This window comes from Luteibacter sp., assembly GCF_035539195.1.
Lineage (GTDB): Bacteria > Pseudomonadota > Gammaproteobacteria > Xanthomonadales > Rhodanobacteraceae > Luteibacter.
Window position 1 is genome coordinate 96331 of the sequence record NZ_DATLIW010000029.1, and the last position, 25261, is coordinate 121591.

The 25261-nt window shown below is 64.6% G+C and carries 14 protein-coding genes and 1 tRNA gene; 8 read left to right on the top strand and 7 right to left on the bottom strand.

The features are described 5' to 3' along the window. Nucleotides 1–26: 26 nt before the first annotated feature. The 4 genes from VM621_RS09560 to VM621_RS09575 all read left to right on the top strand — a co-directional run bounded on the left by VM621_RS09560 (nt 27) and on the right by VM621_RS09575 (nt 5340). Nucleotides 27–596, top strand: a complete 570-nt coding sequence (locus tag VM621_RS09560) for a hypothetical protein (protein WP_325468739.1) — start codon at nt 27–29, stop codon at nt 594–596. A gap of 96 nt (nt 597–692) precedes the next feature. Then, nucleotides 693–4778 (top strand): pilus assembly protein, encoded by a 4086-nt coding sequence (locus VM621_RS09565; protein ID WP_325468740.1) that lies wholly within the window; start codon nt 693–695, stop codon nt 4776–4778. A 46-nt stretch (nt 4779–4824) separates the two neighbouring features. Further along, nucleotides 4825–4899: transfer RNA gene (locus VM621_RS09570), tRNA-Val, on the top strand. A 108-nt stretch (nt 4900–5007) separates the two neighbouring features. Beyond that, nucleotides 5008–5340: a lipid-A-disaccharide synthase N-terminal domain-containing protein gene (locus VM621_RS09575; protein ID WP_325468741.1), complete on the top strand. Its 333-nt coding sequence runs from the start codon at nt 5008–5010 to the stop codon at nt 5338–5340. On the opposite strand, the gene metH is transcribed toward VM621_RS09575, so the two are convergent. The 3 genes from metH to VM621_RS09590 are packed head-to-tail and all read right to left on the bottom strand — an operon-like array spanning nt 5341 to nt 10062. Continuing rightward, the gene (metH, locus tag VM621_RS09580) at nt 5341–8043 is read right to left on the bottom strand and encodes a methionine synthase (RefSeq protein ID WP_325468742.1); all 2703 of its coding nucleotides are present in this window, start codon (nt 8041–8043) and stop codon (nt 5341–5343) included. Then, nucleotides 8040–9122 (bottom strand): homocysteine S-methyltransferase family protein, encoded by a 1083-nt coding sequence (locus VM621_RS09585; RefSeq protein WP_325468743.1) that lies wholly within the window; start codon nt 9120–9122, stop codon nt 8040–8042. Before VM621_RS09585 ends, metH begins: the two co-directional genes overlap by 4 nt. Nucleotides 9123–9135: 13 nt before the next feature. Then, complete coding sequence (locus VM621_RS09590; RefSeq protein ID WP_325468744.1) at nt 9136–10062, bottom strand: metalloregulator ArsR/SmtB family transcription factor; 927 nt, start codon at nt 10060–10062, stop codon at nt 9136–9138. Nucleotides 10063–10172: 110 nt separating this feature from the next. On the opposite strand from VM621_RS09590, the gene VM621_RS09595 reads away from it, so the two are divergent. Beyond that, on the top strand, nt 10173–11393 hold the full coding sequence (locus tag VM621_RS09595) for an acyl-CoA dehydrogenase family protein (protein ID WP_325468745.1): 1221 nt from the start codon (nt 10173–10175) through the stop codon (nt 11391–11393). A gap of 460 nt (nt 11394–11853) precedes the next feature. Here the strand turns inward: VM621_RS09595 and VM621_RS09600 are convergent, their stop codons facing one another. From VM621_RS09600 to VM621_RS09610, 3 genes are read right to left on the bottom strand one after another with little or no spacing between them, the layout of a single operon-like run. Then, nucleotides 11854–15189 (bottom strand): multidrug efflux RND transporter permease subunit, encoded by a 3336-nt coding sequence (locus VM621_RS09600; protein ID WP_414674516.1) that lies wholly within the window; start codon nt 15187–15189, stop codon nt 11854–11856. A 12-nt stretch (nt 15190–15201) separates the two neighbouring features. Next, entirely contained in the window at nt 15202–16449 is a 1248-nt protein-coding gene (locus tag VM621_RS09605; RefSeq protein WP_325468746.1) for an efflux RND transporter periplasmic adaptor subunit, read from the bottom strand. After that, entirely contained in the window at nt 16446–17102 is a 657-nt protein-coding gene (locus VM621_RS09610; RefSeq protein ID WP_325468747.1) for a TetR/AcrR family transcriptional regulator, read from the bottom strand. Before VM621_RS09610 ends, VM621_RS09605 begins: the two co-directional genes overlap by 4 nt. Nucleotides 17103–17369: 267 nt before the next feature. Between VM621_RS09610 and VM621_RS09615 the strand changes: the two genes are divergently transcribed. From VM621_RS09615 to VM621_RS09625, 3 genes are all read left to right on the top strand, one after another. Then, a complete protein-coding gene (locus tag VM621_RS09615; protein WP_325468748.1) occupies nt 17370–22289 on the top strand; it encodes an NAD-glutamate dehydrogenase in 4920 nt (1639 codons plus the stop codon). 178 nt (nt 22290–22467) lie between these two features. Beyond that, nucleotides 22468–23226 (top strand): NAD kinase, encoded by a 759-nt coding sequence (locus VM621_RS09620; RefSeq protein WP_325468749.1) that lies wholly within the window; start codon nt 22468–22470, stop codon nt 23224–23226. Between the two features lie 153 nt (nt 23227–23379). Beyond that, nucleotides 23380–24318, top strand: coding sequence for a 5'-nucleotidase (locus tag VM621_RS09625; RefSeq protein ID WP_325468750.1), 939 nt, complete (start codon nt 23380–23382; stop codon nt 24316–24318). Nucleotides 24319–24332: 14 nt separating this feature from the next. On the opposite strand, the gene VM621_RS09630 is transcribed toward VM621_RS09625, so the two are convergent. After that, nucleotides 24333–25208: a DMT family transporter gene (locus VM621_RS09630; protein ID WP_325468751.1), complete on the bottom strand. Its 876-nt coding sequence runs from the start codon at nt 25206–25208 to the stop codon at nt 24333–24335. Nucleotides 25209–25261: the final 53 nt, after the last annotated feature.

The window sequence follows — 25261 nt, forward strand, 5'->3', positions numbered from 1 at the left end:
AAGGTGGCCCCGCCCGACAGAGAGGCATGGTCGCGACACTGATCGCCCTCATCGTGCTGATCGTGACGCTGTTCGCCGTCGTCGCGCTGATGCGCTCGGTGGATACCGCGAACACCGTCGCGGGAAGTCTGGCGTTCCGCCAGGCGGTGCTGCAGGAAGCAGACCGGGCCTACACCGAAGCCAAGACGCTGAACGTCTACACGCCGCCCACCAGCAACGCGGACAACGCTGGCGTTGGTTACTACTCGTCGGTGCAGACCGTGTCCGAGGTGCGCGGCGACTTGCCGAAAATCTTGTATGACGCCGGCCCCGGCAACAACTGGGTCGGTACCAAGGAGTTGGCCTACGGCACCGTGACGTCGGGAAATTTGGTGCACTACGTCGTCGAGCGCCTGTGTCCCCTGCCCAATGTCGACGCCACGCTGTCCTCTTGCATCGTTCCGGGCAAGGCGATCACCGGCGGCACGAGTTCTAATACCACGAGCGATCCCGGTATTCCGTTCAACACCACGGGTTCCGCCGCGGCTTTCCGCCTCAGCGTACGCGTGGATGGACCGAAGAATTCCGTCGCTTTCGTACAGACGATCCTGCGTTGACCTGGTGGCCGCGTCTGGCCGCTTGACAGTAATGACGGTGCCCGGCCCCGTCGGACTTCGCGAATGACATCGGGCCACGTGCCCACTGGAATGGCCATGCAGACATCCAAACGATTCATCCCCGGCGCGCGCTGGTTGACAGCCGCGTTTACGCTGGTTGCAGCGATGTGCGGCGGCATGGCCTCGGCAGCGAACACCCCGCTCTCCGACTTGCCGCTGTACAGCGCGAGCACGGTCCCGGCAAACCTGATGCTGGCGCTGTCGGTGGAGTTCCCGACAGCGGTGGTCGCGGCCTATAAGGACGCCACAGGTATTCCATACGTCTACACCGATTCGAGCGGCAACCTGCAGTCGATCTCGAGCTGCACCGGTACGGTCAGCAACGTGGGCAGTTGCTACTACTCGAACATGAAATACCTGGGCTACTTCGATAACGCGAAGTGCTACACGTATGTGGTGGGACAGACCGCAAGCGACGGCACCGTCCTCGGCGACTTCTTCAAGCCGGTGGCGGGCGTCTCGGGTCCGGTCTGTTCCGGCTACTGGAGCGGCAACATGCTGAACTGGGCACTCATGACGTCGCTGGACGAATTTCGTCAGGCGCTCACGGGTGGCTCGCGCGATGTGGATACGGCCACGAATACGATTCTGATACGTTCCAAGCTGGGTACCCAGAGCAGCGTCGGCAATTTCCCAGACCGCAAGTTGTCGTCTTCGGCGAACGTTTCGCCGAGCACCGTGGTCGGCACCGACACCGTGCCCGTCACCGTACCGGCTACGCCGAACCCACCGCTGGCGAGTCAGGGGACGCTGTATATCCGCTCGTACAACCAGGGCACGACGTTCATCGTGTCGGACCGCTCGGACTTCGACGCAACGAAGACCACCAACCAGAGGGTGTTCAACGCGCGCGTAGCTGTCTGTGTTTCCGGGCAGACGGAAAGCAACTGTAAGGCCTACGGTTCGAACTACAAGCCTGAAGGCCTGATTCAGCAGAATTTCGATCGTATCCGCGTCGGCGCCTCGGCATACACGTACAAGTTCACCAGTACCGGTGCCGACTACCCCAACGGTGCCATCCGCGCCCTGCTTCGCGATAATGGCCCGACCACTTATAACGGCAACGGTGCTCGGCAGCCCAATCCCAACTCGGAGTGGGATGCGAGCACGGGCGTCCTGGCCAAGAATCCCGATGTGGCTGACGGGCTTGCCGCTGGCGGCGTGAAACCGACCGACAGTGGCGTGATCAACTACCTGAACAAGTTCGGCAACACGAACGACTACGAACGCTATGACACGATTGCCGACCTGTATTGGGCGACATTGGCCTATTACATGCGCGTGCCTCTTGCCGATGCATACACGGCGAACGTGACGACAACCAATTCGCTGGATACGACTTTTCCCATATTCAAGAATCAGCCTACCAAAGGGGTTTGGGATGTCCCGGACCCCATGGCGTATACGTGCCAGAGCAATGCGATCCTGATGATCGGCGACGCCCACACGCACTGCGATTCGGGTGTGCCGACGTCCTCGAATGCCATCGGTAGCAATTCGACCTGCGGTGTATCCAATCGTACGACGCTGCCTGTGGTGAACGGTGCCGACGCGGGCAAGTACACGAACATGCTCGGTAACCTGCCCCTGCTCGAATACGACCCTTCAACAGGAACGGCCGCCTCGAAGTCCATGGCGTCGCTGATGGGCGTGACAAATCTTGCGGATCTCGCCGAGCCTGGCGCGGGCACCGATTCCACATACAACATGGCGGGCCTTGCGTACTTCGCTCATGTCAATGACATCAGGCCGGATTCTACCTTTTCCCCCAACTTCCAAGGCAAGCAGACGGTCGATACGTACGTCGTCGACGTCATGGAACCAGGCGGTTACGACGGCTCGAAGGGCAACGATATCTTCAACCTGACGTCGAAAGCCGGTAGTCACGGTCCGAACATGTACTGGCTGGCGGCTAAATACGGTGGTTTCAGCGACATCACGGGGAGTGGGCAGCCGACCAGCATCCTTACCTGGCATACAAACACATCCGTCGTTTCCTACACCGGCGGGACGGATCTGCGCCCGGACAACTATTTCATCGGTAATCGTCCCGACCTGATCGTCTCGGGGCTGTCGTCGATCTTCACCAACGTGTCGTCGAGTCAGTCGTTTTATGCGGCTGGGCCAAGCGTCTCGCCTTCTCGGGTGCTTACGAATGTCGCGGCCAACGCGGCGCCTTACTATTCGCCGAGCGCCGGCTTCCCGACCTACACGACGCGGTACCTGCCCGGTGTGTGGACGGGCGAGGTACAGGGTTACGCGGCATCCGCTGTCGTTGGCGCCAACCTGGCGCAGGTGACAACGCCGTGGAGTGCCACGTCACAGTTGTCGCTGCTGACGTCCTATGTGAGTTCGGACACCACCGTGGTCGGTTGGCGCGACCTGCGCCGTATCGTCACCATGGTCGGCGGGACGCCAAAGGCCTTCACTTGGGGAACGATCTCGACGGCCCAGCAGACCGCACTTCGTAGCGACTCGGCCCTCCTCGACTACCTGCGCGGCGATCGCTCGAAAGAGGGTACGAAGTATCGAATCCGCACCGGCTTGCTCGGCGACGTGGTGAGTTCGCAGGCAGCACTCGTCCAGGGTGCGCTGAACACTTCGTATACGGAGGCCGCGAATCCGGGCTATGCAGCGTTCAAGACCAAGGTAGCCAACCGTGCTCCCGTGGTGTACGTCGGCGCCAACGACGGCATGCTCCACGCCTTCGACGCCACCCTCCAGCCTACCCCGGTGGGCTATAACTTCGGCGGCGGCGGCCAGGAACTTTTCGCCTACGTTCCGTCGTTTGTATACAACGGGCCGAACGGCACGCCTAACGTGGATGGACTCGCCGCGTTGGCCAACCTCAAGGGCGTGACGGCGGGCGGTGCCAGCTTCTCTCACCATTTCTATGTCGACCAGACGCCGCAAGTCGGCGACGTTGACTTCAAGTGGACGGTGACGACGCCGGGTGTGGCTGGAACGCGCCCGGCGACACAGGACTGGCACACGCTGCTCGTGGGCGGACTGGGCAAGGGTGGTAAGGGCATTTACGCCCTCGACATTACCGACGCGCCCACCTCCATTGGCGTGACCAAGCCGGACATTACAGAGATCACCAAGAAGGTTCTCTGGGAATTCACCGACGCGAAGATGGGTTACACATATGCCCGGCCGCTGATCGTCAAGACGCGTAAGTACGGCTGGGTGGTGCTGGTGACCTCCGGGTACAACAACGCGGACGGTATCGGCTACCTGTTCGTCCTCAACGCACAGACCGGTGCGTTGCTGGAGACGCTGCAGACACCGACCGGCAGCCTGACGACGCCGATCGGTCTGTCGCGTCCGTCTGCTTTCGTACAGGACGTCTCGGATAACACGATCGAGCAGGTATACGCAGGCGATCTCCAGGGCGATGTCTGGCGCTTCGACCTGTCGGGGACGGGAAACTATCCAACCCCGGTGCTATTCGCCACGCTGAAAGATTCCAAGGGCGCTAGCCAGCCGATCACGACCGCGCCGCGCATCGAGCTCGACTATTCCTCCTCGGGCATCGATACGCGCCGCTGGGTGTTCGTCGGTACCGGCAAGTTCCTGGACACCTCTGACCTGACCGACACGCAGACCCAGACGATGTACGCGCTGCGCGACGGTACGGGCTCGACGCCGGCAACGACAGGCCTGCCGCTGACCCGCTCGAAGCTTGCGAAGAACGATCTGACGACGAACCTCAACCTTCAGGACGCGGACAGCGGCTGGTATTACGACCTGACCGGCACAGCCGGCGACGGCACGCTGGCGACGGAGCGGATCGTGGTCGATCCCGATGCGGTGGCCGGCATCTTCGCCATCAACTGGGGAACGCTGATCCCGACGTCGGATCCCTGCTCGTTGAAGGGCGCGGTCTACTCCTCGACGTTCTCGTCGGGCCAGTCGAACTTCCTCGACTCCGCCGGTAAGCCTCAGTCGTTCATCACTACGACCAGTGCCGTGACCAACCTGCAAGCGGTGCAGCTGCCCGACGGCTCGTTCGTGCTGCTCTACGGCCAGACGTCGAATGTGCCGGCGACGGCCAAGATGGGTAGTGGCGGTCTGCCGCCGGGCCTGACTCGTGCCAACTGGCGGGAGATCCTGAACTGAGGTAATTGACGACGAGCGCGGCAGGCCTTAAAATGCCGCGCTCGATGGGCGGTTAGCTCAGCGGTAGAGCACTGCCTTCACACGGCAGGTGTCACAAGTTCGATCCTTGTACCGCCCACCATGAAAAACGAAAGCCCGGCTCAAGGCCGGGTTTTTTGTGTCCGACCGTTTTAAGGCCCGCTAAAGCTCCCGCCGGTACAATGCGCCCGCTGACTCACCGGACCCCGCCATGCACGAAGCCCTCGCAAACCTTCACCTGTTGATCCTGACTCCCTGGAAGGTCATCGGCCTGCTCGGCACGCTGCTCTTCACGGCGCGCTGGTTCGTCCAGTTCTACGCCACGAAAAAGAACAAGAAGGTCACGGTACCGATGTCCTTCTGGTACCTGTCGGTCTTCGGCAGCGTGCTCACCCTGGCGTACTTCATCTGGGGCAAGAACGACTCGGTCGGCATCATCCAGACGGCCTTCCCGATGCTGGTGTCGTTCTACAACGTGTTCGCCCACCTGAAGCACCGTAACCGGAACGAAGAGATCAAGCCGGGCGGCCCCGAAGAGACCTGATCAGTCCGGGTCGTAATCCAGATAGGGCGCCAGCCAGCGCTCGGCCTCGGTGCGGTCCCAGCCCTTGCGCCTGGCATAGTCCTCGACCTGCTCGCGGCCCAGCCGGCCGACCACGAAGTACTGGCTGTCCGGGTGCGAGAAGTACCAGCCCGAGACCGCCGCCGTCGGATACATCGCAAAGCCCTCGGTGAGCCGCACCGTGGTATGCGTCGTCGCGTCGAGCAGTTCGAACAGCGTGCCTTTCTCGGTGTGCTCCGGACAGGCCGGGTAGCCGGGGGCAGGGCGGATGCCGCGGTAGCTTTCGGCGATCAGGGTATCGTTGTCCAGGGCCTCATCCGGCTGGTAGCCCCAGAATTCCTTGCGTACGCGCTCGTGCAGGCGCTCGGCGAAGGCTTCCGCGAGGCGGTCGGCCAGGGCCTTGAGCAGGATGGACGAATAGTCGTCGTGCGCCGCCTCGAAACGGGCCACGTGTTCGTCGATACCGATGCCGGCGGTGACGGCGAAGCCGCCGATCCAGTCCTGCACGCCGCTGTCCTTGGGCGCGATGAAGTCGGCCAGGCAGAAGTCCGGTCGCTCCACCGGCTTGTCGACCTGCTGGCGCAGGTGGCGTAGCGTGGCCAGCGCCTTGCGCTTGCCCGTGCCGATGTCGGCATAGACCTCGATATCGTCGCCGGTCTGCGCGGCCGGCCAGAAGCCGATCACGCCCTTGGCGGTGAGCCATTTCTCGGCGATCAACGTGTCGAGCATGGCCTGGGCGTCGTTGTAGAGCTCGGTGGCCTGCGTGCCGACGACCTCGTCGGTGAGGATCGCCGGGAACTTGCCCGCCAACTCCCACGCGTTGAAGAAGGGCGACCAGTCGATATAGCTGCGCAGTTCGGCGAGGTCGTAGTCCTCAAAGGCGGTGATGCCGAGAGCCTTGGGCGTCGGCGGCACATAGGTCTGCCACTCGCCGACAAAGCGTTGCGCGCGGGCCTTGGCCAGCGGGACGAGCTGCTTGCCGGTGCCGCGACCCTTGTGCCGTTCGCGCACTTCGGCGTAGTCGGCGCGAACCTTGATCATGAAGTCGTCGATGAGGTCCTTGCTGACCAGCGACTGGGCTACGCCCACGGCGCGCGACGCGTCCTTCACCCACACGGTCGGCGATTTGTAATGGGGCTCGATGCGCAGCGCGGTGTGCGCGCGCGACGTGGTCGCTCCGCCGATCATCAGCGGCACGTGGAAGTCCTGGCGCTGCATCTCGCGCGCCACCTGGCTCATCTCTTCCAGGGAGGGCGTGATCAGGCCGGAGAGACCGATGATGTCGGCGCCGACCTCACGTGCGGTATCGAGGATCTTCTGCGTCGGTACCATGACGCCGAGGTCGAAGACCTCGAAGTTGTTGCACTGGAGCACCACGCCGACGATGTTCTTGCCGATGTCGTGGACGTCGCCCTTCACGGTGGCCAGCACGATCTTGCCGTTGTTCTTCGCGCTGTCGCCGGAAATCTTCTTCTCTTCCTCGATGAAGGGAATCAGGTGGGCGACGGCCTTCTTCATCACGCGCGCCGACTTCACCACCTGGGGCAGGAACATCTTGCCGGCGCCGAAGAGGTCGCCGACGATGTTCATGCCGGACATCAGCGGTCCTTCGATCACGTCGAGCGGACGCTTGGAGATCAGGCGCAGTTCCTCGGTGTCTTCGACCACGAACTGGTCGATACCGTGGACCAGCGCATGGCTCAGGCGATCGATCACCGGCTTCTCGCGCCAGGCGGCGGTCTCGACAGCGACTTCGGCCTTGCCACCCTTGTACTTGTCGGCGATCTCGAGCAGGCGCTCCGTGCCGTCGGCGCGGCGGTTGAGCACCACGTCCTCGACGCGCTCGCGCAGTTCGTCGGGCAGGTCGTCGTAGATCGACAGGCCGCCGGCGTTGACGATGCCCATGTCCATGCCCGCGGCGATCGCGTGGTAGAGGAACACCGAGTGAATCGCTTCGCGCACGGGGTTGTTGCCACGGAACGAGAAGGACACGTTGGAGACGCCGCCGGAAATGTGCGACGAGGGAAAGCGTTTCTTCAGCTCGCGGGTGGCTTCGATGAAGTCCACCGCGTAGTTGTTGTGTTCTTCGATACCGGTCGCGATCGCGAAGATGTTCGGGTCGAAGATGATGTCCTCGGGTGGAAAATCCACCTCGTTGACCAGCAGCTCGTAGGCGCGCGAGCAGATCTCGATCTTGCGCTCCTTGGTATCCGCCTGACCCACTTCGTCGAAGGCCATCACGACCACGGCGGCACCGTACTGGCGTACCTTGCGCGCATGTTCGAGGAACAGCGCCTCGCCTTCCTTCATGGAAATGGAGTTGACGATGCCCTTGCCCTGCATGCAGCGCAGGCCGGCCTCGATCACGCTCCATTTGGAGGAGTCGACCATGATCGGCACGCGCGCGATGTCGGGCTCGGAGGAGATCAGGTTGACGAAGCGCGTCATCGCCGCTTCGGAATCGATCAGGCCTTCGTCCATGTTGATGTCGATGATCTGCGCGCCGTTCTCCACCTGCTGGCGCGCGACGTCGACCGCTTCTTCGTAGCGGCCTTCCTTGATCAGCTTGCGAAACTGCGCCGATCCGGTGACGTTGGTGCGCTCGCCGACATTGACGAAGTTCAGGTCGGGCGTGAGGATCAGCGGCTCGAGGCCGGAGAGTCGGGTATGGCGGAGAGTGGTCATGCGGCTTGCGCGGCGTCCTGGCGTACACGCGGCGGGTAGGGCGCCACGGCGGCGGCGATCGCCGCGATATGGGCGGGCGTCGTGCCACAACAGCCGCCGACGATATTGAGCAGGCCCTCGGCGGCGAAGCTGGCGATGGTGGAGGCCATGGCCTCGGGTGTCTCGTCGTACTCGCCGAAGGCGTTGGGCAGGCCTGCGTTCGGATGCGTGCTGACGGCGCTGCCGGCGATGCGTGAGAGCATCTGCACATGCGGGCGAAGGTCCTCCGCGCCGAGGGCGCAGTTGAGGCCCACCGACAGCGGTCGGATGTGCTCCACCGAGTAGAAGAACGCTTCGGCGGTCTGTCCCGACAGCGTGCGTCCCGAGCGGTCGGTGATGGTGCCGGAGATCATCACGGGAACGCGGGCGCCGAGTTCGTCGAACAGCTCGGTGAGCGCGAACAGTGCCGCCTTGGCATTGAGCGTGTCGAAGATGGTCTCGACCATGATGGTGTCCGCGCCACCTTCGATCAGCGCCCGCGCCGATTCGATGTAGTTGTTGGTGAGCGCCTCGAAGCTGATGTTGCGAAAACCCGGATCGTTCACATCCGGCGAGATCGACGCCGTGCGGCTGGTCGGGCCGAGGACGCCGATGACGAAGCGCGGCTTGTCCGGCGTCAGCGCGGTCATGGCGTCGCAGGCTTCCCGCGCGATGCGTGCGCCCTCGCGGTTGAGCTCGGGCACCAGGTGCTCGAGGTGATAGTCGGCCTGGCTCACGCGCGTCGCGTTGAAGGTATTGGTCTCGACGAAATCCGCGCCCGCTTCCAGGTAGGCCATGTGGACGCCGCGGATGATCTCCGGCTGGGTCAGCAGGAGCAGGTCGTTATTACCCTTCAGGTCGCACTCGCCGGGATGGTCGTGGTCGTGTGTGTGGTGGCTGTCGAGGCCGCCGGAAAAGCGCTCGCCGCGGTAGCCGGATTCGTCCAGCCGATGGCCTTGGAGCATGGTGCCCATGCCGCCGTCGAGAATCATGATCCGCTCGGACAAGGCCTTCTCGATGAGGGCGACGCGGTCGGGATGGAGCCAGGGTAGGGTGCTCATCGGCGGTCTCCGGTCAGGGCTTACGTGCGAGCAGGCTGATGACTTCGAAATGCGGCGCGCGGCGCTCGCGGCTGAGGCGGTCGCAGCTGACGACATCCAGCCCGGCCGCCTTCGCCATCGCGACCAGGCCGTCGCAGGTGAAGCCCAGGTTGCGGTGGTCGAAGGGCTCGATCACGGCGCGATGCTCGTGCTCTCCCAGGGTGGAAACGAGCAGCCTTCCGCCCGGCTTGAGCACCCGCGCCACCTCGGCGAACACGGCTTGCGGTCGCTCCGCATACGTGAGGGCGTGGAGCAGCAGGACAAGGTCGAAGCGGTTGTCGTCGAGGTCCAGCGCGTGCATGTCGCCGGTACGGACGTCCACATTGGTGAAGCTGGCCAGGCGCTGGCGCGCGGCGTCGACCACCCGCTCCGAACTGTCGACGCAGACGATGGAATGGGCGTGCGGCGCGAGCAACTCCGCGGTGACGCCGTCGCCCGATGCGATGTCGAGGACATCGCCGGTCGCCAGCAACTGGAGCAGGGAGCGCGCGAGGGTTTCCCAGGTGCGCCCCGGCGAATAATGGCGCTCCATGTCCCCGGCGACGGTGTCCGCCCAGCCTTCCGTGCGCGCCCGCTGGGCGAGGACCGCCGGCAGACGCTCAGCGTCTTCACGGAGCAGGGCGTCGCTCAGGGTGTCGCGCAGCGAAGCCACCAGCGCAGCCAGCGTGGGGTCGGCCTCTGCGTTGGCGCGATAATAGGCGGACACGCCGGCCCGGCGGTCGCGGACCAGCTCGGCTTCCTTGAGTTTGGCCAGGTGGGTCGATACGCGTGGCTGGGCGAGGTGGAGCACGGCGGCCAGCTCGGCCACGGTCAACTCCTCGCGATCCAGCAGGGCGAGCAGGCGGACGCGCGTGGGGTCGGCCAGCAGGCGAAGCACGGTGGAGGCCGTCGACAAGTCCATGCCGAATCCTTTTATCGCGATAGAGAGATACATAAGGATGCGGCCACGCCGCCCCAGCGTCAAGGCCGATGTTGCAGTGCATGGAGGCAACGGCTCGAACGGCCGTTAGAATGGGCGGCTTGTCTCTACCCCAAGACTTGCCGACCTCCCGGCCGGCCCGAGGAATGCTCATGGATTTCCGCTTCACCGACGACCAACTGTCGATTCAGTCCATCGCCCGCGACTTCGCCCAGAAGCGCATCGTCCCCGTCGCGGCCGAACACGATGCCAAGGGTGAATTCCCCCTGGAGAACATCCAGGAAATGGGCCAGCTGGGCCTGATGGGCATCGAGGTGCCTGAAGAGTACGGTGGCGCGGGCATGGACCCGGTGGCCTACGTGCTCGCCATGGTCGAGATCGCCGCGGCCGATGCCGCCACCTCGACGATCATGTCGGTGAACAACTCGCTGTTCTGCAACGGCATCCTGAAGAACGGCACCGAAGAACAGAAGCAGAAGTACGTGCGAGCCATCGCCTCGGGCGAAGCCATCGGCGCGTACGCGCTCACCGAGCCGCAGTCGGGATCGGATGCGTCGAACATGCACACCCGCGCCGTGAAGAACGCCGAGGGTGACTGGGTGATCAACGGCAAGAAGAGCTGGATCACCTCCGGTCCGGTCGCCCGCTACATCGTGCTGTTCGCGGTGACCACGCCGGGAATGGGTGCTCGTGGTGTGTCGGCCTTCATCATCGATACCAAGCGCCCGGGCTTCGCCGCCGGCAAGACCGAACCGAAGCTCGGCATCCGCGCCTCGGCCACCTGCGAGATCGAGTTCCACGACTACGTATGCCCGGCCGGCGACATGCTCGGCGCCGAAGGCAAGGGTTTTGGCATCGCCATGGGCGTGCTGGACGCCGGTCGCATCGGTATTGCTTCGCAGGCGATCGGTATCGCTCGCGCCGCGTACGAAGCCACGCTGACCTGGTCGCGCGATCGCAAGGCTTTCGGCCACCCGATCGGCACGTTCCAGATGACCCAGTCGAAGATCGCGGACATGAAGTGCAAGCTGGATTCGGCCCTGCTGCTGACCTTGCGTGCCGCGTGGACCAAGGGTCAGGTTGAGAAGACTGGCGGTCGTTTCGGTACCGAGGCGTCGATGGCCAAGCTGGTCGCTTCCGAAGCGGCGATGTGGATCACCCATCAGGCCGTGCAGATCCACGGTGGCATGGGCTACTCGAAGGAAATGCCGCTGGAACGCTATTTCCGCGATGCGAAGATCACCGAGATCTACGAAGGCACGAGCGAGATCCAGCGTCTGGTGATCGCGCGTGCGGAGACGGGATTGCGCTGAGGCGCTGTCGTTGCCGCTCTCCGCAAGAGGCCCCGGCATAGCTGGGGCTTTTTTTGTTCGTCGCTCAGGCGTGGACGTTACGAGGACGATGTGTGGGAGCCGATTCATCGGCGATCCCGCGATAGCGGGCCAGCGTGCGGCAAGCACCCATCGCCGCTGAAGCGGCTCCCACAAATGACCATCTACCTACATGTGGGAGCCGATTTATCGGCGATCCCGCGATAGCGGGCCAGGGTGCGGTTGCGGCAAGCACCCATCGCCGATCAATCGGCTCCCACAAAAAGCGCCCCCAGTCTCGCCGGCGGTGCTCTCCCCCCAATCCACCTCGCCGGCTCTTGCGACGCACAGCGAGCCAAACGAACGCGAGGCCGCAGGCGAGCCCTCGCCCCCCCCCCAGCATGCCGAAACGAACAAAAAAGCCCGGCTATGAGCCGGGCTTCTCCGTTACCGATGTCGCGTCTTACGTTCGTTTCGTTCCGCGATGGGTATCCGAATCGAAAGCCCTCACATCGCCGACGTTCGGTGCATGCGGCTCGAGGTTCGTCGGGCCACCGTCGTGCGGACCGTTGCCACCACCACCGCCGTGCGGATCGTGGTCGTCGCCGTCGTGGCCGTGATGCGGCATCTTGGTCGAGACCTCATCCAGCTTGTCACCCAGCATGCGGCGAACGCTGACGTAGAACACCGGGATCAGCAGCAGGCCGAGGAAGGTGGCGAAGAGCATGCCGCCGATGACGCCCGTACCGATCGCATGGCGCGAATTCGCACCGGCGCCGGTGGAGATCGCCAGCGGGAACACGCCGAGGATGAAGGCCAGCGAGGTCATCAGGATGGGGCGCAGTCGCAGGCGGGATGCCTCGACCACACCTTCGCGCAGGGTCTTGCCTTCCTGCTGCTTCTCCACTGCGAACTCGACGATCAGGATGGCGTTCTTCGCCGCCAGGCCGATCACCGTGATCATGCCGATCTTGAAGTAGATGTCGTTCGGCAGGCCGCGGAGCATCGAGAAGACGACGGTACCGAGGATGCCGAGCGGAACCACCAGGAGCACGGCGACCGGGATCGACCAGCTTTCGTACAAGGCGGCAAGGCAGAGGAAGACAATGACGATGGACAGGGCCAGCAGCATCGTCGAAGAGTTGCCCGAGAGGATTTCCTGATACGACTGGCCGGTCCAGTCGTAACCGAAGCCCTTGGGCAGCTTGTCGTTCACGATACCTTCGACGACACCCATCGCCTGACCGGTCGAGTAACCCGGTGCTTCGTTACCGACGATTTCGACCGCGGAGTAACCGTTGTAGCGGTTGAGCGTCGGTGCCGCCATCGTCCACTTCGAATGCACCACGGTCGATAGCGGGATCATCGAGCTGTCGGTGGCCGTGGAGGCGCTGGCCACCGAAGCACCCGTCGCACTCGACGCGCTGGTGCTCGATGCCGAGGTCAGCGTGCTTGGCGTGAAGATGTGCTGGAACGCATCCGTACCCATGCGGTACGGGGCGTCGGCCTGCAACATCACGCGCTTCACGCGGCCGCCGTACTGGAAGTCGTTGATGTACACCGGGGCCAGCGTCAGCTGGATCGCGGTATAGATATCGCTGACATTCAGCCCCATGGTCTGGGCCTGGGTGCGATCGACGTTCAACTGCAGCAGCGGAGCGTCTTCGAGCGTGTTCGGACGAATACCCACCAGGGCCTTGTTCTGCGCCGAGGCGCCGAGCAGGGCATTGCGAGCCTGGGTCAGTTCGTCACGCGACTGGCCGGCACGCGCCTGAAGGTACATGTCGATACCGCCGAACTGCGACAAGCCACGGATCGTGGGCAGGTTGACCACGAAGATCGTGGCGTCGCGCACCGCCTGCATCTTGCCGTTCATCTGCTGGATGATCTGGGTCGCCGTGAGGTCACGGGTGTCCCAGTCCTTCAGCTTGATGAAGTTCATGCCGACGTTTTCACCCTGGCCGACGAAGCTGAAGCCGGAGATCTGGAACACGCCGTCGACCGTCGGATCCTTCAGGATGATCGCGCGCATGTCCGTCATCACCTTTTCGGTGCGGGCGATGCTGGAACCGGGCGGCAACTGCACGATGGCCAGCGCATAACCCTGGTCTTCGTCGGGGACGAAGCTGGTCGGCAACCTGGCGAACAGGAAGCCGCACAGCACGGCGATCAGCACGAACACGATCATCCAGCGCGGCGCATGGCGGACGGCGCTGCCGATGTGGCCGGAGTAGGTGTGCTGGACCTTGTCGAACACCTGGTTGAACTTGCGGTAGACGATGTTCTTGCGCTCGTCGTGCGCCGGCTTCAGGAGCGTGGCGCACAGCGCCGGCGTGAACGACAGGGCGAGGAACGCCGAGAAGCCCATCGACACGGCGATCGTCAGGGCGAACTGCTTGTAGATGATGCCCGAGGCGCCCGGCTGCAGGGCCGAGGGAACGAACACCGCCGCCAGCACCACGGTGATCGCGACGATGGCGCCGGTGATCTGGCCCATGGCCTTGCGGGTGGCTTCCGGGGGCGAGAGCCCTTCCTCGGACATGATGCGTTCGACGTTCTCGATCACCACGATCGCGTCGTCGACGACGATACCGATGGCCAGCACCATGCCGAACAGCGTGAGCTGGTTGATGGTGAAGCCAAGCGGTGACAGGCCGAGGAAGGTGCCCAGGAGGGCGACCGGAATGACCAGGGTCGGGATGATCGTGGCGCGGAAGTTCTGCAGGAACAGCAGCATCACGAGGAAGACGAGGATGATGGCCTCGACCAGCGTATGAACCACTTCCTCGATCGAGATCGTCACGAACTTGGTCGTGTCGTACGGCGCGAACCAGGTCACGCCATCCGGGAAGCTCTTCGACAGGTCCGTCATCTTGGCGCGGACGGCGTTGGCCACGTCAAGCGCGTTCGCGCCGGGCAGCAGCTGCACGCCGAAGGAGCCGGTGGCGGTGCCGTTCCACTGGGCGTTGAAGCCGTAGGTCTGCGGGCCGAGTTCGACACGCGCTACGTCCTTCAGGCGCACCACGGTGCCGTCGTTATTGGCCCGCAGGATGATGTTGGAGAACTCTTCGGGCGACGTGAAGCGGCCTTCCGCGGACACCGTGGCGCTGAAGCCCTGTCCGTTGACGGCGGGGTCCGTGCCGATGGAGCCGGCGGCGAACTGCACGTTCTGCGTGCTCAGTGCCTTGCTCAGGTCGGTAGCCGACAGGCCGTAACCGCGCAGCTTGTCCGGATTAAGCCAGACGCGCATGCCGTACTCGGAGCCCAACTGGCGCGTGCTGCCCACGCCCGGGATACGGGCGATCTGGTCGAGCACCTGCGAGGAGACGATGTCGGTCAGACGGTTGCCGTCGATGGCCGGATTGGAGGAGGTCAGCGCGACGAACATCAGGAAGTCGGGGTTGGACTTGGCCACCACGACGCCCTGCTGGGTCACTTCCGAGGGCAGGCGAGGCGTCGCGAGCGACACCTTGTTCTGCACCTGCACCTGGGCGATGTCCGGATCGGTGCCCGTCTCGAAGGTCAGCGTGACGGTGGCCGTGCCGCTGGAACTGGAGGCGGAGCTGAAATAGAGCAGGTGATCGATACCGGTCAGCTGCTGCTCGATCACCTGGGTCACGGTCTTTTCGGTCGTGTCCGCGCTCGCACCCGGGTAGGTCGCCGTGACGACGACCTGCGGCGGGGCGATGTTCGGATACGACTCGATACCCATGTTCAGCAGGGAGATCGTGCCGCAAAGGCTGATCAGGATCGCCACGACCCACGCGAAGATGGGGCGGTCGATGAAGAAACTCGGCATGACGAAACTCCCTTACTGCTTACCGGCGGGGGCGGCCGACGAGGCCGCCTTTGCCGGAGCGGTGGCGCCGGGGGCACCGGCGTCCTGCGTGGCCTTCGCCGGGGACGGATTCACCGGCGCGTTTTCCTTCGCCTTGGCGAGACCGTCGACGATGATCTTGTCGCCTGGCTTGAGGCCGCCGGTGACGACCCAGTTCGAACCGCTGATGCGGTCGGTCACGATCGGGCGACGGACGGCAGCGGTCGGCACGGTCTTCTCCTCGCCGGTCTGCGGGTCCTTGGCCTTGGCTTCGCCGACGACCAGCACATAGGCACTGCCCGGATCGCGGAGCACCGCCGCCTGGGGCACCAGGTACACGTTGTGCAGGTCGCCCATGTTGGCCTTGACCGTCACGAACTGGCCGGGGAGCAGGCGAATGTCGGGATTGGCGAGCTGGGCGCGGAGGTTCACCGTGCCGGTCTGCGGGTTCACCGTGGCCGAGGAGAAGTCGAGCATGCCCTTCTCCTTGTACTCGGAGCCGTCGGGCAGCTGGATCGTGACGGTGGACTTGTCGGTGGCCGAGAGGGTCGCATTGCCCGATGCGGCCGCGCGGCGCATGGTGTCCAGGTCGGAAACCGACATGCTGAAGTTCACGTAGAGCTGGTCGATCTGGTCGACCTGGGTCAGCAGGGTCGTGTCGCCCTGGCCCACCAGGGCGCCCTCGGTGACCTGCTGCTGGCCGGCACGGCCGTCGATCGGCGAGACCACGTCGGTAAAGCCGAGGTTGATCCGGGCCGACTGGACGTTGGCTTCGGCCTGCTTCACCGCCGCATCGGCCGTGCGCTGGGCGGCCTCGGCGGTGTCCAGGTCCTGCCGGGATACGTAGTTCTTGCCGATCAGACCGCGGTTGCGGTCGGCGGTGGCCTTGTTGTTGGCCGCCGTCGCGCGCGCCGAGGCGAGCAGGGCGAGCTGCGAGTTCAGCTCGGCCGTGAGCGGCTGCGGGTCGATCTGGAACAGCTTCTGGCCGGCCTTCACGTCCGTGCCTTCGACATAGAGCCGCTTCAGCAGGATGCCGGGTACGCGGGCGCGTACATCGGCGGTCCGGAAGGCCGAGATGCGTCCGACCTGATCCTGGATCAGGGGAACGGTCTGCGGCTGGGCGCTGATGAAGCCGACCGGAGCCGGGGGCGGCGCCGGCGGTGCTTCCTGCTTGTGGCAGGCGGCGAGCGCGGCAGCGAGGCTGAGGGCCAGCAGGGGTGTGCGCAGGGGCAGGGGATTCATGAGAACTCCGTTCCGTTTCCAGGTTTCTTGTTCGTAAGCGCCGTGGCATCCGGGAGGATGTCGTACGCATGCATAAATACAGTTACCGCGTGTCGCGCCCAGTCGTCCTGTGCCTTTTGTCCCCTTGCGTGCATTCCGAAGAGGCGACGATCTCCTTCGAGCCCGTGGAGCATGGACAGGAACAGTTCCGCAGCCACGTCAGGATCCTCGCGGCGCATCCTGCCCAGGTCCATCGCCTCGGCCATGCAACGGGCCAGCCGGGCCGCGACGGTGTCGATCGCGGTCCGGAAGAACGTGCGCGCCGCGGCCGGGAACCGCGGGGCTTCCGCGATCAGCATCCGGCCCAGCGCCACGTTCGCGTGGTCCATCACGTAGGTCTGATGGGCCTTGGCCAGCGCGACGAGCGTGCTGCTGAGGCCGCGACTTTCCGGGGTGAGGGTAGCGTGCAGGGGTAAGACAAGTTGTTCGACGGCGGCGTGGAACAGGGTGTCCTTGTTTTCGAAGTGCGCATACACAGTTTGCTTCGACACGCCCGCCTCGCGTGCCACGGCACCCATGCTGACGCGATAACCGTCACGCAGGAATAACGCGCAAGCCGCCTGGAGCACCCGCTGCTGACGATCGGAGGTCGGCCGGGGATCCAGGTTCGACATTCGTATACCTGCTGGACTATACCGTCCAGTTTAGAATCTCCCTCGGACCAGCGTCAACGGGCATGAACAACATTCGCCTGCGAATTGTTGCATCGCACTCGGCCGCAGGTGGGGAGCATGCCCGCGTGGCCTCGCGCGAGGTCGTGCAATATGTCGCGGCGCACTGAAAAACCGGCAACGGCGAACGCGTGACGGTGTGGCTACATGCCATGCGTGAGAGCTATGCTTTGCCGGTTTTCCTCTCTCTCCCCACATCGATATCCGCCCATGAATGCGATTCGCGCCGCAGCAGACGGCCAGTTTCACGCCGTTGTTTTCGATGAACTGAAGAAGATCGGCTATCCCGCGGAACGCCTCGACGAGGCGCGCTATTTTATCGAAGCCTTTTTCGAGCGCATCGCGCCGGCCGATTACGCGCTGCACGCGCCTGATCGCTGGGCGGCGCTGATCGCCGATCTGCTCACCTTCGCGCGCGAGCGCCAGGCGGGCAAGGCCAAGGTCCGTGTCTACAATCCTGGCGTGTCCGGCAGCCGCGCCGTGATCGAGGTCGTCACCGACGACATGCCCTTCCTGGTGGACACGGTTTCCATGGTGGCCGCCGCGCACGCCGACATCCAGGTGATCATCCACCCGGTGGTGCCGGTGCAGCGCTCCGCCGCGGGCGTGTTGGAATCGGTCGGTTCCGGCGACACCAACGAATCGATCATGCGGTTCGAGATCGACCGCCTGGACGATACCGAGCTGGACACGGTCAAGACCAACCTCGAGACCGCCCTGGCGGACGTGCGTGAGGCCGTGGACGACTGGCGCGCCATGCGCGCCAAGATGAACGAAGTCGCGGACGACCTCGGCAAGCGCTCCCTTCCATATACCGCCGAAGAGGTGCGTGAAGCCACGGAGTTCCTGCGCTGGGTCGCCGATAACCACTTCACCTTCATGGGCTACCGCGAATACGAAGTGGCCCATGGCGAAGGCGATGACGTCCTGCGCACCGTCGAAGGCTCGGGCCTGGGCATCCTGCGCGCCGCGGAGCGTTCCCTCGCGCCACGTTCGCTGCGCACCCTGGTGGCCAGCGAGCTGCCTCGCTCGGGTTCGACCGATGCCATCATCCTGACCAAGACGAACGCCCGCTCGCCCATCCACCGCGCGGGCTACATGGATTACATCGGCGTCCTCAAGTTCGACGAGAAGGGTCGTCCGGTCGCCGAGCAGCGCTTCCTCGGCCTGTTCTCCTCCAACGCCTATATGGCCCACCCGCAGCATGTGCCGCTGGTTCGTGACAAGTGCGAAGCGGTGATGACGCGCTCCGGCCTGAAGAGCGACTCGCACTCGGGCAAGGCGCTGCGTCACATCCTCGACACCCTGCCGCGCGACGAACTGTTCCAGTGCAGCACCGACGAACTCTACGCCCTGGCCATGGGCCTGCTCGAGCTGGCGCAGCGCACCCGCACGCGCCTGTTCATTCGCCGCGACAGCTACGGTCGCTTCTTTTCCTGCCTGGTGTTCATTCCTCGCGATCGCTTCAACACGTCCGTGCGCGAGCGCGTGGAAGCCGTGTTGCGCGAGGCCTTCCACGGCGAGCACGTCGACTCCGCCGTGCTAATGGGTGAAGCCGCACTGGTTCGCCTGCACGTGGTCGTGCGTCCGCGTATCGGCGACCATCCGGTCTATGACGCCGCCACGATGGAAGCCCAGATCGCCTCGATCGCGCGCAACTGGAACGACGAACTGCGCGACCGCCTGATCGAAACCGCCGGCGAACAGCAGGGCATCATCCTGGCCAATCGCTACGGCAAGGCGCTGCCCGCTGGCTATGTGGATGAAGTGGCGCCCCACGTGGCCGCCGCCGACGTCCGCGCCCTGGCTGGCCTCGACGGTCCCGATGCCATCAGCATGTCGTTCTACCATCCGCAGAACCGTCCCGAAGAGCTGCGTTTCAAGGTCTATCGTTCCGGCTCGGATATCGCCCTGTCCGAGGTGCTGCCGCAGCTGGAGAATCTCGGCCTGCGCGTGCTCACCGAGCACATGTACGAGCTGAAGCTCGCCGATAGCGCGCTGTACATCCAGGACTTCGAAGTCCAGCCGGTCGACCGCCTCGCTTTCGACGTGGAGCAGGTCGGTTCGATCTTCGAGGACGCCTTCGAGCAGATCTGGCGCGGCAACGCCGAGAACGACGGTTTCAACCGCCTCGTGCTCGGCGCCAAGCTCGGCTGGCGCCAGGTGGCTATCCTGCGCAGCTACACCAAGTACCTGCTGCAGACCGGCGTCGCCTTCTCCCAGGCGTACATGGAAGACGCGCTGAATCATTACCCGGCGATCGCCGGCCTGATCGTCGAGCTGTTCAACGCCCGCTTCGACCCACGTCGCGAGAGCCTCACCGACGCCGAACGCGAACGTGCCGAAAGCCTGCTCTCGCACGAGATGCACGCGCTGATCGGTCCGGACATGCTCGCCGCACAGCCAGGCCTCATCGGCAATCTCGTCTCGTCGCTCGGCCGTCCGCGCGCCGAGCAGGCCACGGCGGTGGAAGAAGCGCTCAACGCGCTGCTCGACAACGTGTCCAGCCTCGACGAAGACCGCATCCTGCGCAGCTTCATCGCGCTGATCCACGCCACGCTGCGGACCAACTTCTTCCAGGCATGGGATGGTGCGTACCGTCCGTACCTGAGCTTCAAGTTCGATTCGCACAAGGTGCCCGAACTGGCCAAGCCGGTCCCGTTCCGCGAGATCTTCGTCTACGCCCCGCGCGTGGAAGGCATCCACTTGCGCTTCGGCTCCGTCGCGCGCGGTGGCCTGCGCTGGTCGGATCGTCGCGAAGACTTCCGTACGGAGGTGCTCGGCCTGGTCAAGGCGCAGATGGTGAAGAACACGGTCATCGTGCCGGTCGGCTCGAAGGGCGGCTTCTTCGTGAAGCGTCCGCCGGTCGGGGGCGATCGTGACGCGCAGCTGGCCGAGGGCATCGCCTGCTACCGCATGTTCATCAACGGCCTGCTCGATATCACCGACAACCTCGTCGAGGGCAAGGTGGTGCCGCCGCACGACGTGGTTCGCCACGACAACGACGACCCGTACCTGGTGGTCGCCGCGGACAAGGGCACGGCCACGTTCTCCGATATCGCCAACGCGATCTCGACCGAACATGGTTTCTGGCTCGACGACGCGTTCGCCTCCGGCGGCTCGAACGGTTACGACCACAAGGGCATGGGCATTACGGCCAAGGGTGCCTGGGAGTCGGTCAAACGCCACTTCCGTGCGCTGGGTCGCGATTGCCAGACCGAGGACTTCACCGTGGTCGGCGTCGGCGACATGTCCGGCGACGTATTCGGCAACGGCATGCTGCTGTCGGAGAAGATCCGCCTGCTCGCTGCGTTCGATCACCGTCATATCTTCCTCGATCCGAACCCGGACTCGGCGACATCCTTCGTCGAACGCCAGCGCATGTTCGCGCTGCCGCGTTCTTCGTGGGACGACTACGACAAGTCGCTGATTTCGGCCGGTGGCGGCGTGTACCCGCGCAGCGCCAAGTCGATCCCGGTCTCGCCGGAAGTCAAGGCGGTCCTCGGCATCCGCAGCGATGCGACGCACATGGCGCCGACCGATCTGTTGTCCGCCATCCTCAAGGCGCCGGTCGACCTTCTCTGGAACGGCGGTATCGGCACCTACGTCAAGGCCACTACCGAAACGCACGCGGACGCCGGCGATCGCGCCAACAACGCATTGCGCGTCAACGGTAACGAGCTGCGCTGCAAGGTGGTGGGCGAGGGCGGCAACCTGGGCATGACCCAGAAGGGCCGCATCGAGGCCGGTCAGGCCGGCGTGCTGCTCAATACCGACTTCATCGACAACTCCGCCGGCGTGGACACCTCCGATCACGAGGTGAACATCAAGATCCTGCTCAACGACGCCGTACAGCGCGGCGAGCTCACGTTCGAAGGTCGCAACAAGCAGCTCGCCGAGATGACCGACGAAGTCGGCCGCCTCGTGCTGTGGGACAACTACCGGCAGAACCAGGCCATCACCGTGATGGAGCACCAGTCGGTGCGTCGCCTCGGCTCCATGGCCCACTTCATCAGCACGCTGGAAGCCGAAGGCATGCTCGACCGTGCGGTCGAATCCCTGCCGACCGCCGCCGAGCTGACCGAGCGCAAGCTCCGCGGCCAGGGCCTGACGCGTCCGGAACTGTCTGTGCTGCTCTCTTACGACAAGATCCGCCTGTTCCAGCAGCTGCTGGATTCGGACGTGCCCGAAGATCCGTACCTCTCGCGTGAGCTGGTTCGCTACTTCCCCGTGCCGCTGCACGAAAAGTACGCCGAGCATATGCAGCGCCATCGCCTGAAGCGCGAGATCATCGCCACCGCGGTGACCAACTCGACGATCAACCGCATGGGCGCCACCTTCATGATGCGCATGCAGGAAGACACGGGCCACGGCCCGGCGTCGATCGCCAAGGCGTATACCGCCGCGCGCGAGATTCTCGACGCCCGCGAGCTCTGGGCCGAGATCGAGGCGCTCGACGGCAAGGTGGCCGAAAACACCCAGATCGACGCGATCCTGCAGATCTGGTCGTTGCTCCGTCACCTGACCCGCTGGTTGCTCAATCGTCCGGGTGGCACGCTGGATATCGCCGCCAATGTCGACCGTTATGCCAGCGAAGTGACCGTGCTGCGCAAGGCCCTGCCCGATGCCCTCACCGATACCGGGCGTGGCGACTTCGCCGCGAGCCAGGAGAAGTGGGAAGGCCTGGGCGTGCCCAACACGCTGGCCGTTCGCCTTGCGCGCGTATCGGTCCTGCGTGCGGCGCTGGATATGGTCGAGGTGTCGAAGCAGAGCGGCAAGGACATCGCCACCGTCGCCAAGGTGTTCTATGAGCTGGCCGAGGCCCTCGACCTCGAGTGGCTGCGTGGGCAGATCGAAGCGCTCAACGTGGAAGGCGCATGGCACGCGCAGGCGCGCGGTTCGCTGCTGGACGAGCTCAATGCCCAGCACCGCGCCCTGGCCCTGCAGGTGATCTCGGTCGCCGGCGATCGCACCGACGTCAGCCCGGTCCAGGCCTGGCTGCAACGCGACGACGCCACGCTCAAGTACACCCGCGCGATGCTGGCGGAAATCCTCACCCAGAACGCGGACTACCCGATCGCCTCGGTCGCCGTCCGTCGTCTGGCCCAGCTGGCCCAGATCCCGGTCTGACGGATCCGACGCCAGGTCGCCAAGCGGCTCCCGCTCCTTGAGGGAGCCGCTTCAGCGGCGAAGAGGGCAATGTGGGAGCCGCTTCAGCGGCGAATGAAACACTTGCGAAGCACCGAACACCTAGCCGTTCCTCCGCCCGAAGGACTAAGCTCCCCGCTGGTCCTTCAAGCCGACATCCATGCGCCTAGCCTTTGTCGCCAGCGAAACCGACGTCGCCCAACGTGCGCGCACCGCCCTGGTGAAGCGTTACGGCAGTGTGGAACCCGGCGACGCCGAGATCATCGTGTCACTCGGCGGCGACGGTTTCATGCTGCGCACGCTGCATACCTACCGCACGCTCGGCGTGCCGTTTTACGGCATGAAGCTCGGCCGCCTCGGGTTTCTCATGAACCAGCACGACCTTGATGCCCTCGCGGAGCGTATCGAGCGTGCACATCCGGCCGTGCTGCACCCGCTCGAAATGCACAGCACCTGTTGCGATGGTGCCGAACACCGTGCGCTGGCCTTCAACGAAGTGGCCATGCTCCGCCAAAGCAACCAGGCGGCGCATATGCGCGTGAGCCTCAACGGCGAGGTCAAGCTCGACGAACTGGTCTGCGATGGCATCCTGGTGTGCACCCCGGCAGGTTCCACCGCCTATAACCTCTCCGCCCACGGCCCGATCCTGCCGCTCGATGCGAACGTGCTGGCGTTGACGCCGATCAGCCCCTTCCGTCCGCGCCGCTGGCGCGGTGCCATCCTCCCGCACGCCACCAGGGTGGGCTTCGAGACCAAGGACCCGAACAAGCGCCCGATCAGCGCCACCGCGGACTTTCACGAGGTGCGCGACGTGCGCAAGGTGGAAGTGAAACAATCCCGGCGGAACGCCGTCCGCCTGCTGTTCGACCCGGAGCACAATCTCCAGCAGCGCATCCTCGACGAGCAGTTCGCCCTGTAAGCGGTCGGCACTCTTCATGTGGGAGCCGCTTCAGCGGCGATGAGGGCGCGTTATCCTGGCCCACTGGCGCGGGAGCATCGGCGAACCGGCTCCCACAATGTTGCATCAGGTGCATTAGGATGGGGCCAGCTAAGCACCGCGGACACCGCTTCGATGAACGCTCCCGACAGTCACGCTCAGACCGCTCACTCCGATGCCTCCGTGCACGACAATCGCCTTGTCGTAGCCATCTCGTCGCGCGCGTTGTTCAACATGGAGGACGGGCATGAGCTGTTCGAGCGCGACGGGTTGGACGCTTATCGCTCCTACCAGATCGAGCGCGAGAACGAACTCCTGACGCCCGGCGTGGCCTTTCCGCTGGTGCAGAAGCTGCTCGGCCTGAATGCCCTGTCCGGCGACGTACCGCCGGTCGAAGTGATCCTGCTCTCGCGCAATTCGGGCGACACGGGTCTGCGCATCTTTAACGCGATCCAGCATTACAAGCTGAACATCTCGCGTGCGGCTTTCACCAGTGGTGCTCCGACCTCCGATTACATCGCGCCGTTTCGGGCGGATCTGTTTCTCTCCGCCAATGCCGAGGACGTGGGTCGCGCCTTGCGCGCAGGCGTCGCCGCGGCGACGATCCTGCCCTCGACGGCCCCCCAGCGCTCGAGCGAGCAGCTCCGCATCGCTTTCGACGGCGATGCCGTGATTTTTGGCGACGAGGGCGAGCGGGTGTCGAAAGAGCAGGGGCTCGACGCGTTCCATCGCAGCGAGTCGGAGTTGTGGGCCGAGCCGCTTTCCGGCGGTCCGTTCCGCGGGTTCCTGTCGGCATTGCATCGTTTGCAGGCGGCGTTTCCCGCAGAGACCTCGCCGATTCGCACGGCCCTGGTCACGGCCCGTTCGGCGCCTGCGCACAAGCGCGTCATTCTCACGCTGCGCCGCTGGGGCGTTCGTATCGACGAGGCGCTGTTCCTGGGCGGCCGCGACAAGGGTCCGTTTCTCGATGCCTTCGGTGCGGACATCTTCTTCGACGATTCCCCGGCCAACGTCGAATCGGCGAGGCGGCACGTGGCCACCGGACACGTGCCGCACGGGGTTTCGAACAACTAGGCCGGCTGCGCCACTCAGACGATATTCGTCCACCGCCACCAGTCGGTCTTCTTCTCTTCCCGAACGAAGGTGAACAAGCCCGCGCCCAGAATCAGCACGATGCCGACCAGCATCGGCCAGTCCAGGTGGTCGTGGAAGATGAGGTAGCCGAAGAGAATCGCCCAGAGCATCTGGCTGTACTGCGTGGGCGCGACGCGCGCCGCCGGCGCGTTCTGCGTGGCCAGCATGAGCAGCACGGCACCGGCGGCGGCGAGCAGGCCATAGCCGAGCACCAGGAACCACTGGTGGGCATCCGGCCAGACGAAGTGCGGCAGCATCATGATGAACCCGGCGAGCATGGGCCCGACGACGCCCGCGCCATACAACGTGATGCGCTTCTCCGTCGCCCCGGCCATGCGTAGCGCGATGATCGACAGCGCACCGGTAATGCCGCAGATGATCGCCGCCACATGGCCGGTGCCGAGGTGACGAAAGCCGGGACGCAACACCACCAGTACGCCGAGAAAACCGACCACGACGGCCGACCAGCGTCGCCAGCCCACGTGTTCGCGCAGGAAGACCACCGAGAGGATGGTCACGAAGATCGGCAGCAGGAAGATCAGCGAGAACGCCTCGGCCATGGGCAGGGCGGTGAACGCCATCACCGCCGTGATGTTGCCGATGGCGCCGGCCATGGCGCGGAGCAGCCAGAGGCCCGGCATCTTCGACATGACGATCTCGCTCCAGCGATCGCCGGGCTTCTTCAGGAATGGAAAGGCGGCCATGGCCAGCACGGCACCGAAGAAGACGGCCTCGTACGGCGGCAGGGAGCCCTCCAGGGACTTCACGAAGGCGTCGCTCCACGCGTAGGCCGCGTAGCAGGCAAAGCCGAGGAGGACGCCTTTGAACATGGGAATGATCCGGTGGCGGGGGCAGGGCCATTATGTAATCGATTACGGTGCGC